The organism is Bacillus sp. FJAT-27445 (genome assembly GCF_001510665.1).
Lineage (GTDB): Bacteria > Bacillota > Bacilli > Bacillales > Cytobacillaceae > Bacillus_D.
Map to the genome: position 1 here is coordinate 132,159 of NZ_LMTI01000001.1, position 19,483 is coordinate 151,641.

At 46.9% G+C, this 19,483-nt stretch carries 20 protein-coding genes; 19 read left to right on the plus strand and 1 reads right to left on the minus strand.

The window, feature by feature from the left end:
* Positions 1–58: 58 nt before the first annotated feature.
* The 10 genes from def to spoVM all read left to right on the plus strand — a co-directional run bounded on the left by def (position 59) and on the right by spoVM (position 9,222).
* Positions 59–544: a peptide deformylase gene (gene def / locus AR337_RS00685; protein WP_059170088.1), complete on the plus strand. Its 486-nt coding sequence runs from the start codon at positions 59–61 to the stop codon at positions 542–544.
* Entirely contained in the window at positions 541–1,485 is a 945-nt protein-coding gene (gene fmt / locus AR337_RS00690) for a methionyl-tRNA formyltransferase (RefSeq protein WP_059170089.1), read from the plus strand. Before def ends, fmt begins: the two co-directional genes overlap by 4 nt.
* Positions 1,486–1,545: 60 nt before the next feature.
* Positions 1,546–2,895: a 16S rRNA (cytosine(967)-C(5))-methyltransferase RsmB gene (gene rsmB, locus AR337_RS00695; protein WP_059170808.1), complete on the plus strand. Its 1,350-nt coding sequence runs from the start codon at positions 1,546–1,548 to the stop codon at positions 2,893–2,895.
* Positions 2,896–2,898: 3 nt separating this feature from the next.
* The gene (gene rlmN / locus AR337_RS00700) at positions 2,899–3,990 is read left to right on the plus strand and encodes a 23S rRNA (adenine(2503)-C(2))-methyltransferase RlmN (protein ID WP_059170090.1); all 1,092 of its coding nucleotides are present in this window, start codon (positions 2,899–2,901) and stop codon (positions 3,988–3,990) included.
* Positions 3,991–4,743: a Stp1/IreP family PP2C-type Ser/Thr phosphatase gene (locus AR337_RS00705; protein ID WP_059170091.1), complete on the plus strand. Its 753-nt coding sequence runs from the start codon at positions 3,991–3,993 to the stop codon at positions 4,741–4,743.
* Positions 4,744–6,702, plus strand: coding sequence for a Stk1 family PASTA domain-containing Ser/Thr kinase (gene pknB, locus AR337_RS00710; RefSeq protein WP_059170092.1), 1,959 nt, complete (start codon positions 4,744–4,746; stop codon positions 6,700–6,702).
* Positions 6,703–6,752: 50 nt separating this feature from the next.
* Positions 6,753–7,634 (plus strand): ribosome small subunit-dependent GTPase A, encoded by an 882-nt coding sequence (gene rsgA, locus AR337_RS00715; protein WP_059170093.1) that lies wholly within the window; start codon positions 6,753–6,755, stop codon positions 7,632–7,634.
* Positions 7,635–7,636: 2 nt separating this feature from the next.
* Positions 7,637–8,281, plus strand: coding sequence for a ribulose-phosphate 3-epimerase (rpe, locus tag AR337_RS00720; protein WP_059170094.1), 645 nt, complete (start codon positions 7,637–7,639; stop codon positions 8,279–8,281).
* A 110-nt stretch (positions 8,282–8,391) separates the two neighbouring features.
* Positions 8,392–9,039: a thiamine diphosphokinase gene (locus AR337_RS00725; RefSeq protein WP_059170095.1), complete on the plus strand. Its 648-nt coding sequence runs from the start codon at positions 8,392–8,394 to the stop codon at positions 9,037–9,039.
* A 99-nt stretch (positions 9,040–9,138) separates the two neighbouring features.
* Positions 9,139–9,222 (plus strand): stage V sporulation protein SpoVM, encoded by an 84-nt coding sequence (gene spoVM / locus AR337_RS00730; RefSeq protein ID WP_059170096.1) that lies wholly within the window; start codon positions 9,139–9,141, stop codon positions 9,220–9,222.
* A 161-nt stretch (positions 9,223–9,383) separates the two neighbouring features.
* Here spoVM and rpmB read toward each other — a convergent pair whose 3' ends face one another.
* On the minus strand, positions 9,384–9,572 hold the full coding sequence (gene rpmB / locus AR337_RS00735; protein WP_059170097.1) for a 50S ribosomal protein L28: 189 nt from the start codon (positions 9,570–9,572) through the stop codon (positions 9,384–9,386).
* A gap of 296 nt (positions 9,573–9,868) precedes the next feature.
* Here rpmB and AR337_RS00740 point away from each other — a divergent pair, with 296 nt between their 5' ends.
* From AR337_RS00740 to fabG, 9 genes are all read left to right on the plus strand, one after another.
* A complete protein-coding gene (locus tag AR337_RS00740) occupies positions 9,869–10,231 on the plus strand; it encodes an Asp23/Gls24 family envelope stress response protein (protein WP_059170098.1) in 363 nt (120 codons plus the stop codon).
* Positions 10,232–10,247: 16 nt separating this feature from the next.
* Positions 10,248–11,924, plus strand: coding sequence for a DAK2 domain-containing protein (locus AR337_RS00745; RefSeq protein ID WP_059170099.1), 1,677 nt, complete (start codon positions 10,248–10,250; stop codon positions 11,922–11,924).
* Positions 11,925–12,089: 165 nt separating this feature from the next.
* Positions 12,090–12,752: an L-serine ammonia-lyase, iron-sulfur-dependent subunit beta gene (gene sdaAB / locus AR337_RS00750; RefSeq protein WP_059170100.1), complete on the plus strand. Its 663-nt coding sequence runs from the start codon at positions 12,090–12,092 to the stop codon at positions 12,750–12,752.
* Between the two features lie 31 nt (positions 12,753–12,783).
* Positions 12,784–13,668, plus strand: a complete 885-nt coding sequence (sdaAA, locus tag AR337_RS00755) for an L-serine ammonia-lyase, iron-sulfur-dependent, subunit alpha (RefSeq protein ID WP_059170101.1) — start codon at positions 12,784–12,786, stop codon at positions 13,666–13,668.
* Positions 13,669–13,679: 11 nt separating this feature from the next.
* On the plus strand, positions 13,680–15,713 hold the full coding sequence (gene recG / locus AR337_RS00760) for an ATP-dependent DNA helicase RecG (protein ID WP_172797484.1): 2,034 nt from the start codon (positions 13,680–13,682) through the stop codon (positions 15,711–15,713).
* 95 nt (positions 15,714–15,808) lie between these two features.
* Positions 15,809–16,405 carry a transcription factor FapR gene (fapR, locus tag AR337_RS00765; RefSeq protein WP_059170103.1) on the plus strand — a complete coding sequence of 199 codons (597 nt, stop codon included), beginning with the start codon at positions 15,809–15,811 and terminating at the stop codon, positions 16,403–16,405.
* Positions 16,389–17,393, plus strand: coding sequence for a phosphate acyltransferase PlsX (gene plsX / locus AR337_RS00770; RefSeq protein WP_059170104.1), 1,005 nt, complete (start codon positions 16,389–16,391; stop codon positions 17,391–17,393). The genes fapR and plsX overlap by 17 nt, the downstream gene beginning before the upstream one ends.
* A gap of 15 nt (positions 17,394–17,408) precedes the next feature.
* A complete protein-coding gene (fabD, locus tag AR337_RS00775; protein ID WP_059170105.1) occupies positions 17,409–18,356 on the plus strand; it encodes an ACP S-malonyltransferase in 948 nt (315 codons plus the stop codon).
* Positions 18,353–19,096, plus strand: coding sequence for a 3-oxoacyl-[acyl-carrier-protein] reductase (gene fabG / locus AR337_RS00780; protein ID WP_059170106.1), 744 nt, complete (start codon positions 18,353–18,355; stop codon positions 19,094–19,096). Before fabD ends, fabG begins: the two co-directional genes overlap by 4 nt.
* Positions 19,097–19,483 lie beyond the last annotated feature (387 nt).

A 19,483-nucleotide genomic window follows, 5' to 3' on the forward strand; every position in this document is an offset into this window, starting at 1 on the left:
AAAAGTTAAAACCACTTTTTGTGGTGTAGAACCTAAAAAGTTATTGGAGGAACAATCTTTGGCAATTCGCAAACTTGTAATGTATCCAGCGGAAGTACTTGAGCAGCCTTGCAAAGAGATCGGAAAATTTGATAAAAAGCTGGCAAAGCTGCTTGATGATATGTATGAAACGATGATTGAGTTTGATGGCGTTGGCCTGGCCGCCCCGCAAATTGGGCAGCCGGTTCGGGTAGCCATCGTGGATATTGATGATGAATCCGGAACAATTGAGATGATCAACCCTAAAATTCTTGCAGTCTCTGGTGAACAGACAGGGACGGAAGGCTGCCTTAGCTTCCCTGGCCTTTATGGGGAGGTTTCACGGCCAAACCAAGTGAAAGTCGAAGCGCAGGACCGAAAGGGAAAGACCTTTACCCTTGAGGCGGATGGCTTTCTCGCCAGGGCTATCCAGCATGAAATTGATCATTTGGACGGAATCCTGTTTACATCAAAAGTGATAAGGTATTTGGAAGAAGATGAACTTGAGGGAGTGACTGGGGAATGACAAAAATAATCTTTATGGGAACTCCCGATTTTTCGGTGCCAGTCCTTAGGCAGCTGCTCAATGACGGCTATGAAGTAATTGCGGTTGTGACCCAGCCGGACAGGCCTGTTGGGAGAAAAAGGGTGCTTACCCCCCCGCCGGTTAAAGTAGAGGCACTAAAACACGGCATACCTGTTCTGCAGCCTGAAAAAATTAGACGTAGGGAAGAACTTGATAAGGTCCTTGAATATAACCCTGACCTTATCGTAACGGCCGCTTTTGGGCAGATACTCCCGAGAGAATTGCTGGATGCCCCAAAGTTTGGCTGTATTAATGTCCATGCATCATTGCTGCCCGAACTCCGGGGCGGCGCACCAATCCATTACGCGATTATCCAGGGGAAGGAAAAAACCGGGATTACGATTATGTATATGGAAGAAAAGCTTGATGCAGGGGATATTTTAACCCAGGTGGAGGTTCAAATTTCGGAAACGGATACGGTGGGAACACTTCACGATAAACTGAGTGAGGCCGGTGCAAAGCTTTTATCCGAAACCATGCCGAAGCTGCTTAATGGAGAATTGCAGCCAGAAAGGCAAAACGAGGAAGAAGCAACTTTTGCCTTCAATATTAAAAGGGAAGAGGAACGGATTGACTGGGCCAAAACGGGGGAAGAAATATATAACCAAATCAGAGGCATGAACCCATGGCCGGTCGCCTATACCACACTGGATGGCACCGTAGTCAAGCTTTGGTCAAGTATAAAAACAGACGCAAAAGGCGTCCACAAACCTGGTGAAATTATCTCTATTGAAGAAGACGGGATTACGGTTGCCTCAGGCAATGCAACCGGGGTAAAGATATTGATGCTTCAGCCTTCAGGAAAAAAGCCGATGGAAACTAGTGAATTCTTGCGCGGGGCCGGTTCAAAACTTAAGCCGGGCCACGTATTCGGCAGTTAGCAACGGGGACTGTATGTTGGATTGAAAGGAGAGAAGGGCAATCTAAAAATGCCCGAAAAAATGGCGGCAATTAAAAAAAACGTCCGGGAGACAGCTATGGAACTTCTGGAAACAATTGAGAAAAACCAGGCATACAGCAATTTGCTGCTGCACCATACAATTGAAAAAAACCAGCTTCCCAAAAAGGATATCGGCCTTTTGACCGAGCTCATGTACGGAACGCTTCAGCGGAGCATGACATTGGATTACTATCTCTCACCCTTTTTGAAAAGTGGCAAAAAAATAGAAAGATGGGTCATCCACCTTTTAAAGCTCACTGTATACCAAATGGTTTTTCTTGATAAAATCCCGGACAGGGCTGCCATATTTGAAGCAGTGGAAATTGCCAAAAGGCGTGGCCATAAAGGAATTGCCTCAATGGTGAACGGGGTGTTGAGGAGTATCCAAAGGGAGGGAGTCCCTTCCCTAGAGAAAATAGAAGATCCGGCGGAAAGGCTGGCCGTGGAAACAAGCCATCCTTCGTGGCTCGTCAAACGATGGATCAGCCAGTTCGGGTATGAAAAAACGAAGGAAATGTGTGAAATCAATTTGACTGCACCGCTACAAACCGCGAGGGTCAATCTCTCGAAAATATCACGGGAAGATTGTGGAAAGCTTCTGGAAGAGGAAGGTATACTACTAGAGGAGAGCCCCGTCATTCCGGAGGCGGTCCGTTCGCTGAAAGGAAATCTTGCTTCCTCGAAAGCTTTCAAGGCTGGACTGTTGACCATTCAGGACGAAAGCTCAATGCTTGCAGCCTACGCTCTTGGAGTGGATAATGATGAAATAATTTTGGATGCGTGCGCTGCTCCAGGAGGGAAAAGCACCCATATCGCCGAAAGGCTGTTGGGTACAGGAAAAGTGGTTTCCCTTGACCTTCATGAGCACAAGGTGAAGCTCATCCAAGATAATGCTGCAAGGCTTGGCCTTCAAAATATCAAAGCGATGGTAATGGATAGCCGAAAAGCCAATAGCCAGTTTGAAGACGAATCATTCGACCGTATTCTTTTGGACGCGCCTTGTTCCGGGCTGGGTGTAATGAGGAGAAAGCCTGATATGAAGTATACAAAAAAAGAAGAAGATCTTGGAAGGCTAGAAGAAATCCAGCATGATCTCCTCGATTCGGTTGCCCCGCTGTTAAAAAAAGGTGGAATTCTGGTCTATAGTACGTGTACAGTAGATAAAGGAGAAAACCAGGGCAGTGTAATGGCATTCCTAGAGAGGCATCCTGAATTTGAACCAGATGAAACCCTTTCAGAAAGAATGCCGGAAGCGGTCCGCCCGTTTATTAGCGGTTACGAGCTTCAGGTAATGCCGCAGGATTTCGGCTCGGACGGGTTTTATATTGCAAGTCTACGAAAGAAGGTGTAACAGTTGGAACAAGTAAATACAGCAAAGAAAAACACTGAGGAACAGCAAAAAACGTCCATTTATTCGCTTCAGCTTCACGAATTGAAGGATTGGCTCACAAACAATGGAGAAAAGGCATTTCGGGCTGAACAGATATTTGACTGGCTTTATAAAAAAAGGGCTGTTTCTTTTGAAGAAATGAGCAATCTGTCAAAAGAGATGCGGGAAAAGCTTGAGGAAAGCTTTAATCTGACAACGCTCACAACGGCAATTCAGCAGACTTCAGCTGATGGGACAATTAAATTCTTATTTGAGCTGCACGATGGCTACTCAATCGAAACTGTGCTGATGCGCCATGAGTATGGAAATTCTGTTTGCGTAACGACCCAGGTCGGCTGCAGGATTGGCTGTACATTTTGCGCTTCAACGCTTGGCGGCTTAAAGCGGCACCTTGAGTCCGGAGAAATCGTCGCTCAGGTTGTTAAAGTCCAAAAGGCACTTGATGAAACGGATGAACGGGTCAGCTCAGTCGTAATCATGGGAATAGGAGAGCCATTCGATAATTATGACAACATGCTCTCGTTCCTGAAAATCATCAACCATGATAAAGGGCTTAATATTGGCGCGCGCCATATTACCGTTTCAACAAGCGGGATCATCCCAAAAATCTATCAATTTGCCGATGAAAACATGCAAATCAATTTTGCCATTTCCCTCCACGCTCCAAATTCGGAGCTTAGAAGCAGGCTAATGCCGATCAACAAGGCTTACAAACTTGATGACTTAATGAAAGCTGTAAGGTATTATATCGATAAGACAGGCAGAAGAATCAGTTTTGAATACGGCTTATTTGGCAAGGTAAATGACCAAATTGAGCATGCTGAAGAACTGGCTGACCTTCTAAAAGGGCTAAAATGCCATGTTAACCTGATTCCGGTCAATTATGTACCGGAACGGGATTATGTACGAACTCCGAAAGACCAGATTTTTGCTTTTGAAAAAGCCCTTAAAAATAGGGGGATCAATGTGACCATCAGGCGAGAGCAGGGGCATGACATCGATGCGGCATGCGGACAGCTGCGGGCGAAGGCCCGCAAGGAGGAGTTGAAAAGCTAGATGAGAGCGGTCTATATGACTGACCAGGGGAGAATTAGAAGCCATAACGAAGACAGCGGGGGAATCTTTGTTAATGCCGACGGATACCGCCTTGCCATTGTAGCTGATGGCATGGGCGGGCATCGTGCCGGGGATGTTGCCAGCGGGATGGCGCTGGCCGAACTTAAAAATTATTGGGAAAATACTAAGGAGATCAGGCTTCCAGACCAGGCAGAACGGTGGCTGAAAGAGCATATCAGCTTTGTAAACTCGGCTATTTTTCGGCATGCGCGCTCAAACGAAGCTTGCGATGGGATGGGCACGACCATTGTTGCGGCCATCATGCTTGATGATTCCGCCACAATTGCCAATATCGGCGATAGTAGGGGGTATATCCTTAACGAATCAGGCTTCAGGAAAATTACAGAGGATCATTCCCTTGTTAACGAATTGCTGCGTTCCGGCCAGATTTCAAGGGAGGATGCCGAAAACCATCCCCGCAAAAATGTCCTGCTCCGGGCACTTGGCACTGAGGAAAATGTTGAAATGGATTTAAGCACCATCCTGTTTGAAGAAGGCGACGCCCTTTTGCTTTGTTCGGATGGCCTTTCCAACAAGGTAAATGAAAAAGAAATGGCTGATATCCTTTCAAGTGAGGCTTCACTTGAACAAAAAGCCTCCAGGCTGATTACCCTTGCCAACGAGTATGGAGGGGAAGATAATATTACCCTGGCGATTGTCGAGTTTGCTGGAGTCAGCGAGGGTGATAACTAAATGATGATTGGAAAACGGATAAGCGGACGCTATAAAATTCTTGAAGCGATTGGCGGCGGAGGGATGGCGAATGTTTACCTTGCCCACGACATGATCCTTGACAGGAATGTCGCCGTCAAAATGCTCCGCCTTGACTTTGCAAACGATGAGGAATTCATTAGGAGATTCCACAGGGAAGCCCAATCCGCAACAAGCCTAGCACATCCGAATATTGTCAGCATATATGATGTCGGCGAGGAAGACGAACTTTATTATATTGTCATGGAATTTGTAGATGGGCAGACCTTGAAGCAATACATACAGCAATACTCTCCGCTCAGGGTAGAAGCTGCAGTTGATATTATGAAGCAGCTTACTTCGGCGATTGCCCATGCCCACCAGAATCATATTGTCCACCGGGACATTAAACCTCAGAACATCCTGATAGACAAGAGGGGAAATGTGAAAATAACCGATTTTGGAATTGCGATGGCCCTCAGCTCGACAAGCATAACGCAGACCAACTCGGTTATGGGATCAGTCCATTATTTGTCGCCCGAACAGGCGAGGGGCGGGATGGCAAATAAGAAATCAGATATCTATTCCCTCGGAATCGTCCTGTTTGAGCTATTAACAGGCAGGCTGCCGTTTTTTGGTGAATCCGCAGTATCCATTGCACTTAAACATCTTCAATCCGAAACGCCTTCAGTCCGCAGGTGGAACCCGGAAATTCCGCAAAGCGTCGAGAATATTGTCCTGAAGGCGACAGCGAAAGACCCATTTCTCCGCTATGATAGTGTCGAGGAAATGGAGGAGGACCTGCGTACGTCATTATACCCGGAGAGGGTCAATGAACCGAAATTCGCCATCCCTGAAGACAATGACGCTACCAAGGCCATCCCCATCATTACTGCCGATAATCAGTTGAAGAACCTGGATGAAACCATTGTCCATCCCCAGGAAAAAGCAAATGAAAGCCTGGAAAGCCAGGCCAAAGGGAAGACGAAACGGAAAAAATGGCCAATCATCCTCGTGTCCACCTTTGTCGCCCTCGTACTCTTAGGGCTGATGGCAGTGACGGTTTTTCCGGAAATTTTCGGAGCAAAGGATGTTGAAATCCCGGATGTTCGTGGCGGAAACCTAGATAAAGCAATATCTGACTTAAAAGCAGTAGGGTTTATGATTGGTGAAACAAAAGAAATCCCTGATGATGAGGTACAGGAAGGCCTTGTAGTCAAAACTGATCCTCCTGGCGGGCATACCGCGAAGGAAGGAGCATTGATCGACCTGTTTGTCAGCTCGGGCAGGGAAAGATTCGAATTGTCGGATTACACGGAAAGGCAATTTAAAGATGTAGAAGAGCTCCTTAATAAGGAAAACTTCAAATCGATCCGCCCTGTTGAGGAATTCGATGAGAGCGACCCGGGAACAATTCTCAAGCAGAACGAACCAAAAGGAAAACTCGTTGTCCCAGAAGAAACCGAGCTCGTATTTACCATTAGCAAAGGCCCTCAAAAAATCACTCTCCGTGACTTGAAGGGATACAATGAAAAAAGTCTTGCGGATTATGCGAAAGCGGAAGGGCTCGAGGTGAAAATGGCCGAACCCGTATTCGATGACCAAGTTGAAAAAGGGCTTGTCATTTCCCAAACACCTCCTGCGGGTACCGAGTTATACAAAGGGGATACCGTTACTGTCGTCCTTTCAAAAGGGAAGGAAGAGATCCAGCCTAAAAAGATCAGAAGGGAAGTAACACTTGAATACGACCCGGATGTGCCTGGGCAGCCGCAGGAATACCAGATTTATATCGATGATGCCGTCCATACCATGACGGAAGCTGCCGACACAGGTGTGATTACAACTACCGAGACGATTGTCATTGAGCTACAGGTCCCATATGGGAAAAAAGCGGGCTACAAAGTTATCGTTGACAATAAGGTTATCGATGACGGCACCGTATCTTATGATGACACTGAATAGTTCTTACCTGTCCGCAACGTTCTTGGAAAAAAGAATCAAGGAGTGTGTATATGCCTGAAGGGAAAATCATTAAGGCATTAAGCGGTTTCTACTATGTAGTCCATGATGGGACAGTAACGCAGTGCAGGGGAAGAGGCATTTTTCGTAAAAATAACATTACCCCATTGGTCGGGGATGATGTTGTCTTCCAGGAGGAGAATAATCAGGAAGGCTATATCCTTGAAATCAAGGAGAGAAAAAACGAGCTAACAAGGCCGCCTATTGCAAACGTTGATAGAGCAATCCTTGTTTTCTCCTCTGTTGAGCCTGCGTTCAACCCCGCCTTGCTCGACCGCTTCCTTGTCCTTGTCGAGTACAACCATATTGAACCTATTATTTGCATTACGAAAACAGACTTAGCGAGCGAAAGCGAACTCATCGAGATTGAACGATATGCGGAAGATTACCGGTCATCAGGTTATGAAGTAATCCTCACTTCTTCAGAAACAGAGGATGGAATTGAAAAGCTTCATCCACATCTCGGAGGGAAAATATCCGTATTTGCCGGCCAATCCGGTGTTGGGAAGTCCTCGCTTTTGAATGTTCTGCGGCCGGGGCTGGAATTAAAAACAAACGATATCTCATCCCATCTTGGCAGAGGAAAGCATACAACCCGCCATGTAGAATTAATCGAAATAGGGGAAGGGCTCGTTGCCGATACCCCTGGCTTCAGTTCATTGGAATTCCAGGATATCGAGGCCGTTGAGCTTGGTGGATGTTTCCCAGAGATTTCGCACGCAAGTGAAAATTGCAAATTCAGAGGCTGCCTACATGTGAAGGAGCCGAAATGCGCGGTAAAGGCAGGGGTTGAAGAAGGTACAATCCCTCATTACCGATATGAACATTACTTGGATTTTTTACAAGAAATAAAAGACAGAAAGCCGAGGTACTAGTTATGATAAAAATAGCCCCATCAATCCTTTCAGCGGATTTTTCAAGACTTGGTGAGGAAATAAAGGATGTAGAGCGGGGCGGAGCGGACTACATCCATATTGATGTCATGGACGGCCACTTTGTACCGAATATTACCATTGGGCCGCTAATCGTCGAGGCTGTTCGGCCGATAACGAAGCTTCCTCTTGATGTGCACTTAATGATTGAAAACCCAGACCAGTATATTGAGGCATTCGCAAAGGCAGGAGCTGATTACATCACTGTCCATGTAGAGGCGTGCCGGCACCTGCACAGAACGATTCACCTTATTAAAAGCTTCGGCGTAAAAGCAGGAGTTGTCCTCAATCCCGCAACCCCCGTAGATTCTATCAAGCAAATCTTTGAGGATGTGGACATGGTTTTGCTGATGTCTGTTAATCCAGGATTTGGCGGCCAGAAATTCATTCCGGGCGTCCTTGATAAGATCCGTGAAGTTAAAGCGATGGCGGAGCAGGCTGGTGTCGAAATTGAGATAGAAGTAGACGGAGGAGTGAACCGCGACACAGCAAAACTTTGCATTGAAGCAGGTGCAAATGTGCTTGTTGCCGGTTCCGCCGTTTACGGCCAGGCTGACAGGGAAAAAGCCATTGCCGAAATTCGCGGTTAGCAGGAATAAACCATTACAGCCAGCTTTATGCTGGCTTTTTCTTTGGTGTCCTCATAGTTAAATGAGTGTTTATTAAAACGCCAGTTAAGGATTGAAGAGGAGGTGCTAATTTGATTATCAATATTGTTGGGGGCGGCCCGCAGGCATACATTCCTCCGCTTGCGGAATACGATGCGGCCGAAACAAGATGGATAGGGGTCGACCGGGGCACGGCGGTATTGCTTGAAAAAGGAATTAAACCCGATGCGGCCTTTGGGGATTTTGATTCCGTTACAAAGAAGGAATTGGCGGAATTTGAAACATCCGTTCCTGATTTGAAAAAGTTCAAGCCCGAAAAAGACGAAACGGATATGGAACTCGCGCTTTCCTGGGCAGTCGCCCAGAAACCAGAGCGAATCGGGATATTTGGCGCAACCGGCGGCAGAATGGACCACTTCCTAGCCAACCTCTACCTTCTTGGAAAATTCGCCCTTGAAAACCGGCCGCTTGAGATTAACCTGATTGACATGACCAATATTATCTATGTAAAAGGACCTGGGCTCTATCAGGTTGATAAAAGCAGCGAAAAAAAATATATTTCATTTTTCCCAGGGACAACGGATGTGTCCGGGCTAACATTGAAAGGATTTAAATACCCCCTTGAAAACCGCCGCATTCCCAGGGGCTCGACCCTTTGTGTCAGCAATGAACTAATTGGGGAATCAGGTACTTTTTCATTTTCCGAAGGCATATTAATAGTCATAAGGAGCAATGACTAATTTGCTCAATGGTTTTATGTACTTATTTATAATGAGCGGAATATCCTAAATAAGAGTGCAGGAAAGAATGAGCCGTGTGGAAAGGTGAGGAGGGGCATTATGAGATTTTATACGATCAAACTGCCGAGATTCCTGGGTGGTCTTGTCCGGGCGATGATTGGGATGTTTAGAAAAGGCGAATAAGAAATGTAATGGCACGGCACCCTTCCTTGAGGGTGCTTTTCCTTTTTCGGGGGATATGTAGGTCTAGAAGCTCTAAAAGGCCGTCTTGTCCTACAAAACAAAAACAAAATGAATAAGTATAAAAAAACAGGCACCACATGGATGCCTGTCCTTGAAAAACATTATACACGTTCTACTTTGCCGGATTTGAGCGCCCTTGCGGATACCCAAACACGTTTTGGCTTTCCGTCTACGAGAATGCGGACCTTTTGAAGGTTGGCACCCCATGTACGCTTGTTAGCGTTCATAGCGTGAGAACGGTTATTGCCAGTTGAAGTTTTCTTGCCGGTGATAACACATTGCCGTGGCATATTATTTCCCTCCTTAACATCCATAAGCGAGTACTTTTCTATTACATTTTCGCCATATCCGGTTTTGCCCGGAGCGGGGAAAAGAAGTCAGTCCCCGTTTCTAAAAGATACTTTAATAATTTATCATACAAAGATAATGATTGCAATAGATGAAACAAAAGCTTTCAAGAAAAAAACCTTGACATTAAACAGGACATGTTGCTGTATAATAAGCAGGGCAGTTTAACTTTCAAAAAAGACTGGACTATAGTAAAATGACTTTAGCAAATGAGCAACTACCAAAAGGGGGAACGTTCATGTCCATCGAAATGAAAACGAAGTACGGGCAAATTGATATTTCAAATGAAGTGATCGCGACTATTTCAGGCGGTGCGGCGATAGACTGCTATGGCATTATTGGGATGGCTTCAAAACACCAGATCAAGGACGGCCTCACTGAAATATTGAGGAGAGAGAATTTCACGCGCGGCGTCATTGTTCGCCAGGAAAACGAACAGGTACATATTGATATGTACATTATCGTTAGCTACGGAACGAAAATTTCCGAGGTTGCCCACAACGTGCAATCGAAAGTGAAATACACCCTCGAAAAAACGGTTGGTTTAACGGTTGACTCGGTAAATATTTACGTCCAGGGAGTTCGTGTAACGAACCCGTAGTGAGGAGGAAGCATTAGTGTCTATAAAAGCGTTAAACGGTACACAATTTGCGGAAATGGTAATTCAGGGTGCCAACCACCTTTCAGCCAATGCGAAGCTGGTTGACTCCCTGAATGTTTTTCCCGTGCCTGATGGCGATACCGGAACAAATATGAACCTGTCGATGACATCCGGCGCGAAGGAAGTAAAAAACAATGTACAGGAACATATAGGCAAGGTCGGAACAGCCCTTTCAAAAGGACTGTTAATGGGAGCTCGAGGAAATTCAGGGGTAATCCTGTCCCAGCTATTCAGGGGATTCGCAAAAGCGATTGAAAATAAAGCGTCAATCAGCGGGAAGGAATTTGCCGCAGCGCTTGAATCAGGGGTTGAAACCGCCTACAAAGCCGTCATGAAGCCAGTAGAAGGCACAATTTTGACAGTAGCAAAGGATTCCGCCCGAAAAGGAGTACAGGCTTCAAAGACAACAGATGATATTATTGAAATCATGGAAGCAGTCCTGGCCGAGTCGAAAGCATCCTTGAAGCGGACGCCTGACCTCCTGCCTGTCCTGAAGGAAGTCGGAGTGGTTGATAGCGGCGGACAGGGACTCGTTTTTGTCTATGAAGGATTCCTTGCTGAGCTTAAAGGGGAAAAGCTTCCTGATTCACCTGAAACTTTGCCGTCTATGAATGATTTAATAAGTGCAGAGCATCACAGAAGTGTACAATCCTATATGAATACAGAAGACATTGAATTTGGTTATTGCACTGAATTCATGGTCAGGTTCGAAGCGGACAAACTTGCAGGAAAACCCTTCAAGGAAGAGACATTCAGGCAGGACCTTAGCCAATACGGCGATTCCCTCCTGGTGATAGCCGATGAGGATGTTGCCAAAGTACATATCCATTCCGAGCAGCCGGGAACAGTGCTGAGTTATGGGCAGCGTTACGGGGATCTCATCAACATTAAAATCGAAAATATGCGCCAGCAGCATACGAATATTGTAGGTGAAACCCAAACGCCACTTGTAGCAGCAAATGCGCCTAAAGAACGCCGGGAATATGGAATAGTCGCAGTATCAATGGGTGCGGGAATTGCCGAATTGTTCAGGAGCATCGGAGCACATGCTGTCATTGAAGGCGGCCAGACAATGAACCCAAGCACCGAGGATATCGTTAAGGCAATAGAGGATGTCAACGCCGAAAAGGTATTTATACTCCCGAACAATAAAAACATCATTATGGCTGCCCAGCAGGCCGCGGAAGTAACCGGCCCGAAAGCGGTTGTCATCCAGTCGAAAACGGTTCCACAAGGGTTGTCTGCATTGCTTGCATTTAATCCGGGTGCGGAGATGAAGTCCAATGAAGCCGCAATGGCTGAAGCTATGGGACATGTTAAGACCGGACAGATCACTTTTGCTGTTAGGGATACGAGCATAGATGGCCTCGATATCGAAAAAGATGATTTCATGGGAATTAATGAAGGGAAAATTGTTGTCAAGAGCAAGGAAAAGGTTGCGGCAGCGCAAGAACTTCTTGCAAAAATGCTAGATGACGATTCTGAGATTTTGACAATTCTCCGGGGTGAGGACGTCACGGAGGAAGAGACCGCTGCAGTTGCTTCATTTGTGGAAGATAATTTCGCCGATGTCGAGATTGAAATCCACAATGGCGAACAGCCGTTATATTCTTTCATTTTTGCAATTGAATAAAACGGACAATTTCAGACAAGGCATACTGCTAGAAATGGCGGATGCCTTTTCTTCTTTTTTTATCAGTAAAAGAATTTGTCAAAATGCACAGAATTTCGTTAATATATAGGATAGGGCTTCGAAAGTATAAAGGGCTATGCCCGAGCGGATAAGGGGAAGGTCAACATGAAATATAAAAGTGTGTTCGATATTATCGGCCCGGTTATGATAGGGCCATCTAGTTCACATACAGCTGGAGCCGCACGGATTGGCCGTGTTGCCCGGAGCCTGTTTGGCCGGGAGCCAAAATGGGCGAATATATCACTCTATGGTTCTTTTGCAAAAACGTACCGAGGGCATGGAACCGATGTCGCATTAATTGGCGGTTTGCTTGATTTTGATACTGACGATCAAAGGATTATCGATGCTATAGAACTGGCGCAGGAAAATGGGATGAAAATCCGGTTCATCGAGGAAGATGCGCTGACTGACCACCCAAATACTGCAAGGGTAATCATCGGAGACGACAAAGGTGAGCTTGAACTCGTCGGCATTTCGATTGGCGGCGGGAAAATAGAGATTACCGAGCTGAACGGTTTTGAACTCAAACTATCAGGGCACCACCCTGCCATCCTGGTTGTCCATAACGACAAGTTCGGCGCAATCGCGAATGTCGCCAATGTTCTGGCCAATCATAAGATTAATATTGGCCATATGGAAGTTTCCAGGAAGGAAAAGGGGAAAATGGCACTAATGACTATTGAGGTTGACCACAATATTGGGCAGGATATATTGGATGAAATCGAAAAACTGCCGAATATCCTAAAAGTAACAAAAATCGTTGATTAACTAGAGGAAAAACCCAAAGGGGGGATGGCGGATGTTCCGCAACGTGGCAGAGCTGGTCGAATTGGCAACCAGTAGAAATGTTAAAATAGCAGAAATCATGATAGAACAGGAAATAGAAGTAACAGGCCGGTCAAGGGAAGAGATCATTTCCATGATGGACCGTAACCTCGAGGTCATGGAACAGGCCGTTGAACGAGGAATTAAAGGTGTAAAGTCCCATTCAGGGCTAACAGGCGGGGATGCCGTCCTAATGCAGCAATATATCCAAAAAGGGAATTTTTTATCCGGTGAAACGCTGCTTGACGCCGTGAGCAAGGCAGTTGCGACAAACGAAGTGAATGCGGCAATGGGAACCATTTGCGCGACTCCGACCGCAGGATCAGCCGGCGTCGTTCCGGGAACATTGTTTGCTGTAAAAAATAAGCTGAACCCGACACGCGAACAAATGGTTTCGTTTTTATTCACGTCAGGGGCCTTCGGCTTTGTAGTCGCCAATAATGCTTCTATTTCCGGAGCTGCTGGCGGCTGCCAGGCAGAGGTTGGTTCAGCTGCGGGCATGGCGGCGGCAGCACTTGTCGAGCTTGCGGGTGGAACGCCGGAGCAATGTGCCGAAGCAATGGCTATAACTTTGAAAAATATGCTGGGTCTCGTCTGCGACCCTGTTGCGGGACTTGTTGAGGTACCATGTGTTAAAAGGAATGCAATGGGTGCGGCAAATGCGATGGTCGCCGCGGATATGGCGCTGGCAGGTATCAAGAGCCGCATTCCATGCGATGAAGTAATCGATGCTATGTTTAAAATTGGCCAATCGATGCCAACAGCTTTAAAAGAGACTGCACAGGGGGGATTGGCGGCGACTCCAACCGGTAGGGAGCTGGAAGCGAAGATTTTTGGAATCCCGCTGACAAAAAAGTGAATATAAATCTCATGCAATCAGTAAAAGTCCTAAAAGGAATTGGCGATGAAACAGCTGAGCTTCTGGCAGATATGAATATTGTTACGATCAAGGATTTGCTCGAACATTTCCCATACCGCTACGAAGACTACAGGCTGCGTGATTTGGCTGATGTGAAGCATGATGAAAGAATAACCGTGGAGGGGAAGGTTCATAGCGAGCCTTCCCTTGCCCGTTTTTCAAAAAATAAATCCCGGATGACAGTCCGTATCCTCATAGGGCGGTACCTCGTCCAGGCAATCATCTTCAATCAGCCATACCTGAAAAATAAAATAACGATTAATGAAACGGTGACAGTCACTGGAAAGTGGGACCTGCACCGAATGGCTATCACCGTTTCCGAAATGCACTTCGGTGAAAATAGAGCAGGGAAAATGTTCGAGCCGGTTTACGCATTGCGTGGCAGCCTAACTATGAAAAATATGCGAAAATATATCGCCCAGGCATTTGCTCTCTATGGGAATGAAATGGAGGAAACGCTTCCTGATGGACTGATTAAAAAGTATCGGCTTCCTAACCGCAGGGACGCGCTGCAGGTCATGCATTTTCCTGACACGCCTGAGGATGTCAAAAAAGCAAGGCGCCGGTTTGTGTACGAGGAATTTTTGGCTTTCCAGCTGAAAATGCAAGCACTCCGCAAACTTGAGAGGGAGCAATCTCTTGGCATAGTCCAGAACTACGACCTTGCACGGCTAAAGCAATTTATTGATAGTCTGCCTTTCCCGCTTACTGGAGCACAAAAGAGAGTTGTGAATGAAATCCTGGCCGACATGAAGTCGCCTTTCAGAATGAACCGCCTGCTGCAGGGGGATGTAGGTTCAGGGAAGACGGTCGTTGCCGCGATTGGCCTCTTTGCAAGTGTTTCGTCGGGTAGGCAGGGTGCCCTGATGGTCCCGACGGAAATATTGGCTGAACAGCATTCCTCATCCCTAAAAGAGCTTTTTGAGCCAATTGGCGTTCGTTGCGAGCTATTGACGAGCTCTGTAAAAGGTAAGGCGAGGAAGGAAATTCTTGCAGCCCTTGCCGCGGGAGAAATCGATATTTTGATTGGCACACATGCGCTGATTCAAGAGGAAGTTGTTTTTAAGAGCCTTGGCTTCGTCATTACCGACGAACAGCACCGATTTGGAGTAGAGCAGCGCAGGGTCCTTAGGGAAAAAGGCGAAAACCCAGATGTCCTGTTCATGACGGCGACTCCCATTCCAAGGACGCTTGCGATTACTGTTTTTGGTGAAATGGATGTTTCGGTTATTGACGAAATGCCTGCCGGCAGAAAAACGATCGAAACGTATTGGGCCAGGGAGGATATGCTAGACAGGGTTCTCGCATTCATGGAAAAGGAATTGCGGAAGGGACGCCAGGCATATGTGATTTGCCCCTTGATTGAAGAATCGGATAAACTCGACGTCCAAAACGCGATTGATGTCCACAGCTCGCTTGTTTTCTATTTTCAGGACAGGTACAAGGCAGGTCTTATGCACGGCCGCCTTCCTTCTGCTGAAAAAGAGGAGGTCATGAGGGCGTTTGCCGAAAATGAAATCCAGGTCCTTGTCTCGACAACTGTTGTGGAAGTGGGCGTCAACGTACCAAATGCCACAATGATGGTCATCTATGACGCGGAACGGTTCGGCCTTGCTCAACTTCACCAGCTCCGGGGAAGGGTAGGCAGGGGAAGTGATCAATCCTATTGCATATTGCTCGCGGAACCTAAATCCGAAGTGGGCAAAGAACGGATGAAAATCATGACCGAAACGAATGATGGCTTCGTTGTTAGTGAAAAGGACCTTGAGCTAAGGGGGCCAGGCGACTTTTTTGGCAAAAAGCAAAGCGGAATACCAGAGTTCAAGGTTGCCGATATGGTCCATGATTACCGGGCTCTTGAAACAGCGAGGGAGGATGCGGCAAAGCTAGTCCAGTCAAGGGCATTCTGGGAGTCGCCAGAATATGAAAACCTTAGGACTGGGTTAATCGAGGCTGGGATTCTTAAAGGGGAAAAGCTCGATTGATGCGAGGAGGCAGGATAATTATTCTTGCAATCTGTATATCTTACTTTTATACTACTGTTAGTACCTAGTCATAAGAGCAATGGCGGAGGATGCATATGAAACGAAACAAGAAGGAACGCCAGCGAGAACTGGTGATAACCATAAAAGAAAACCCGTTTATTACAGATGAGGAATTGGCGGAGCACTTTTCCGTCAGCGTCCAGACAATCAGGCTGGACCGGCTCGAGCTCTCGATACCAGAGCTGCGGGAACGGATTAAGAATGTTGCTGAAAAACGGTTTGAGGATGAAGTGCGTTCCCTGCCTATTGACGAAGTAATTGGGGACATCATCGATATCGATTTGGACCAAAGCGCGATTTCAATTTTGGATATTAATAAAGAGCATGTTTTTAAGCGGAACAGGATTGCCAGGGGGCACCATTTATTTGCCCAGGCAAACTCCCTTGCAGTTGCGGTCATCAATGATGAACTTGCCCTGACTGCCAAATCCAGCCTGCAATTTAAACGGTCTGTACACGAAGGCGAGAGGGTTATTGCAAAAGCAAAGGTAACCCGCATCGACAATGAAAGCGGCAGAACATTGGTCGAAGTGACAAGCTATGTGAACAATGAGCCGGTTTTCATTGGGGAATTTGACATGTTCCGTTCAAATAAAAGCAGAGGTGGCAATGCGGATGAAGCTGGCAATTGACGCAATGGGCGGTGACCATGCGCCGAAGGAAATCGTCCTTGGCGCCATGAAAGCTGTTGATACTTATAACGACATCGAGATTTTGCTTGTCGGCGATGAGGCAAAAATAAAGGAAACATTCACAGGGCATGACAGGATATCGATTTTGCATACAGATGAAGTTATTCTAAGCACCGATGAGCCAGTCAGGGCAGTAAGGCGGAAAAAAAATGCTTCCATGGTCCTCGCTGCCAGGCAGGTAGCGGATGGAGCCGCGGATGCCTGCATCTCCGCCGGCAATACGGGGGCATTGATGGCATCGGGCCTTTTTGTTGTTGGACGCATCGAGGGGATAGACCGGCCTGCACTGGCTCCGACTTTGCCGACAATTGGCGGAGAAGGGTTTTTATTGCTTGACGTTGGAGCCAATGTTGATGCCAAGCCTGAGCATCTGTTTCAATTTGCTCTAATGGGTTCTGTTTACTCTGAAAAAGTGAGGGGCGTCGCAAAGCCTAGGGTTGGCCTCCTGAATATCGGAACCGAGGAAAAGAAAGGAACCGATTTGACAAAGCAGGCATATTCCTTAATGGCGCAATCGGACTTGAATTTTGTCGGAAACGTCGAAGCGAGGGATTTGCTGAACGGAATCGCCGATGTTGTCGTCACTGACGGTTTTACAGGGAACATGGTTTTGAAAACGGTCGAAGGCACGGCGATGTCTGTTTTTAAAATGCTGAAGGGTACGCTTACATCAAGCCTGAAAAGCAAACTCGCGGCAGCAATCCTTAAACCTGACCTGATGGTTCTTAAAAACCAGATGGATTACTCCGAGTACGGTGGGGCGGCATTATTCGGATTGAAGGCGCCTGTTATAAAAGCGCATGGGTCCTCGAATGCCCAAGCGATTTTCAGCGCTATCCGCCAAACGCGAGAAATGGTTGCAAATAATGTCACGGGCCTGATTAAACAGTCTGCAGAAAATGCAAATCAGGTTCGACACGAATCTTAATTACGAGGTGCTTCAATGGGTAAAATAGCATTTATCTTTCCGGGCCAAGGCTCCCAAACGGTTGGCATGGGGCAAGGGCTTGCCGGGAATCATGAAAAAAGCAAGGCTCTATTCAAAAAGGCCGACGAGCTACTGGGCTATAGCCTGTCGGACATCATGTTTGAAGGTCCACAGGAGGTCTTGACCAAAACAGTCAATACACAGCCTGCATTGCTTACAGTCAGCACGGCTCTTCTGGAATTATTCCGCGAGTCTGGGATTCAAGCCGATTATGCTGCCGGGCACAGCCTTGGTGAATATTCCGCTCTAGTCGCAGCAGGCGCCATTTCTTTTGATGAAGGGGTCTGCATTGTGAGAAAAAGAGGAGAATTCATGGAAGAGGCAGTTCCGGACGGTTTAGGAGCAATGGCTGCCGTGTTGGGGCTTGATCGCGAGCCTCTTGCGGAAGCAGCCGCGGCTGTCACTTCTGACGGCCATCCTGTACAATTGGCCAATATCAATTGCCCAGGACAAATCGTTATTTCCGGAACCGCTGAAGGTGTCAGGCTTGCCGGTGAGAAAGCAAAGGAGGCAGGAGCGAAACGGGTAAAACAGCTTGAAGTGAGCGGCCCATTCCATTCCAGCCTGATGGAACCTGCTGCCGAAAGGCTAAGCGATGTCCTTAACGGAGCGAAAATCAGGAAAGCAGCCATTCCAGTAATCGCAAATGCCGATGCCATGCCTATGGAAGATGGCGAAACAATTAAGGCAAACTTGGTCAAGCAGCTCTATTCCCCTGTATTGTGGGAAGATTCTGTCCAGAAAATGATCGAGCTGGGTGTTGATACATTCATTGAGTTTGGACCTGGTAAAGTGCTTGGCGGCCTTGTGAAAAAGATCAGCAGGGACGTGAAAATCTATTCAGTGTCCGATGAACAGAGCTGCAAGGATACCATTGCTGCCCTTAAGGAGGAAAAAGAATGAAGCTCGAAGCCAAATCGGCACTTGTCACAGGCGCATCCAGAGGGATAGGACGTGAAATCGCCCTTGAACTTGCGAGGCAAGGCGCGAACGTCGTAATTAATTTCGCTGGAAGCGAAGCAAAGGCAAATGAAGTTGCTGAAGAAATCAAGGCGATGGGCAGGGAAGCTTTTGCCATACAGGGAGATGTTTCTAATTCGGACGCCGTCGCTGCTATGGTAAAGGAAACCGTTGAACGGTTTGGTACCCTTGATATTCTTGTTAACAATGCGGGTATTACAAGGGATAATCTGTTAATGAGGATGAAGGAATCCGAATGGGATGATGTAATAAACATTAACCTAAAAGGAGTTTTCCTCTGCACTAAAGCCGTTACACGCCAAATGATGAAACAGCGGAACGGCCGCATTATCAATATTGCTTCAATTGTTGGGGTAAGCGGAAATCCTGGGCAAGCTAACTATGTCGCAGCGAAGGCAGGGGTCATCGGCCTTACAAAAACGGCAGCCAAGGAGCTTTCTTCAAGGAATATTAATGTAAATGCAATCGCTCCAGGCTTTATTACCACCGATATGACGGACAAGCTAACCGAAGAGGTAAAGGCGGAAATGCTCAAACAAATTCCTCTTGCGCGCTTTGGAGAACCTGGCGATATTGCGAAAGCCGTTGTTTTCCTAGCATCCGAGGATTCTTCCTACATGACAGGGCAAACTCTTCATATCGATGGCGGAATGGTTATGTAACCGTACAAAACAAACTGATTTTCGCTTTACCCCACCTTAATGGGCAGTAGGATTCCCTAGCGGGAATCAACTGCCCCTAAAGGTCCGATTGGCGAGATACAGTGAAACTTACCGCTGTGTACTTCAGCGGTTTAGTTGAACCAATCGGGTTCGTACTGTCCGCTTACAATCTTCACGATAGGGAAGATTTTAGCGGCAGTAGAACGGGACTAACCATTAGCGGGAAACCCGTCCGCTAATGGAAGTTTCGCTTTACCCCACCTTAATGGGCAGTAAGATTCCCTAGTGGGAATCAACTGCCCCTAAAGGTCCGATTGGCGAGCTACAGTGAAACTTACCGCTGTGTACTTCAGCGGTTTAGTTGAACCAATCGGGTTCGTACTGTCC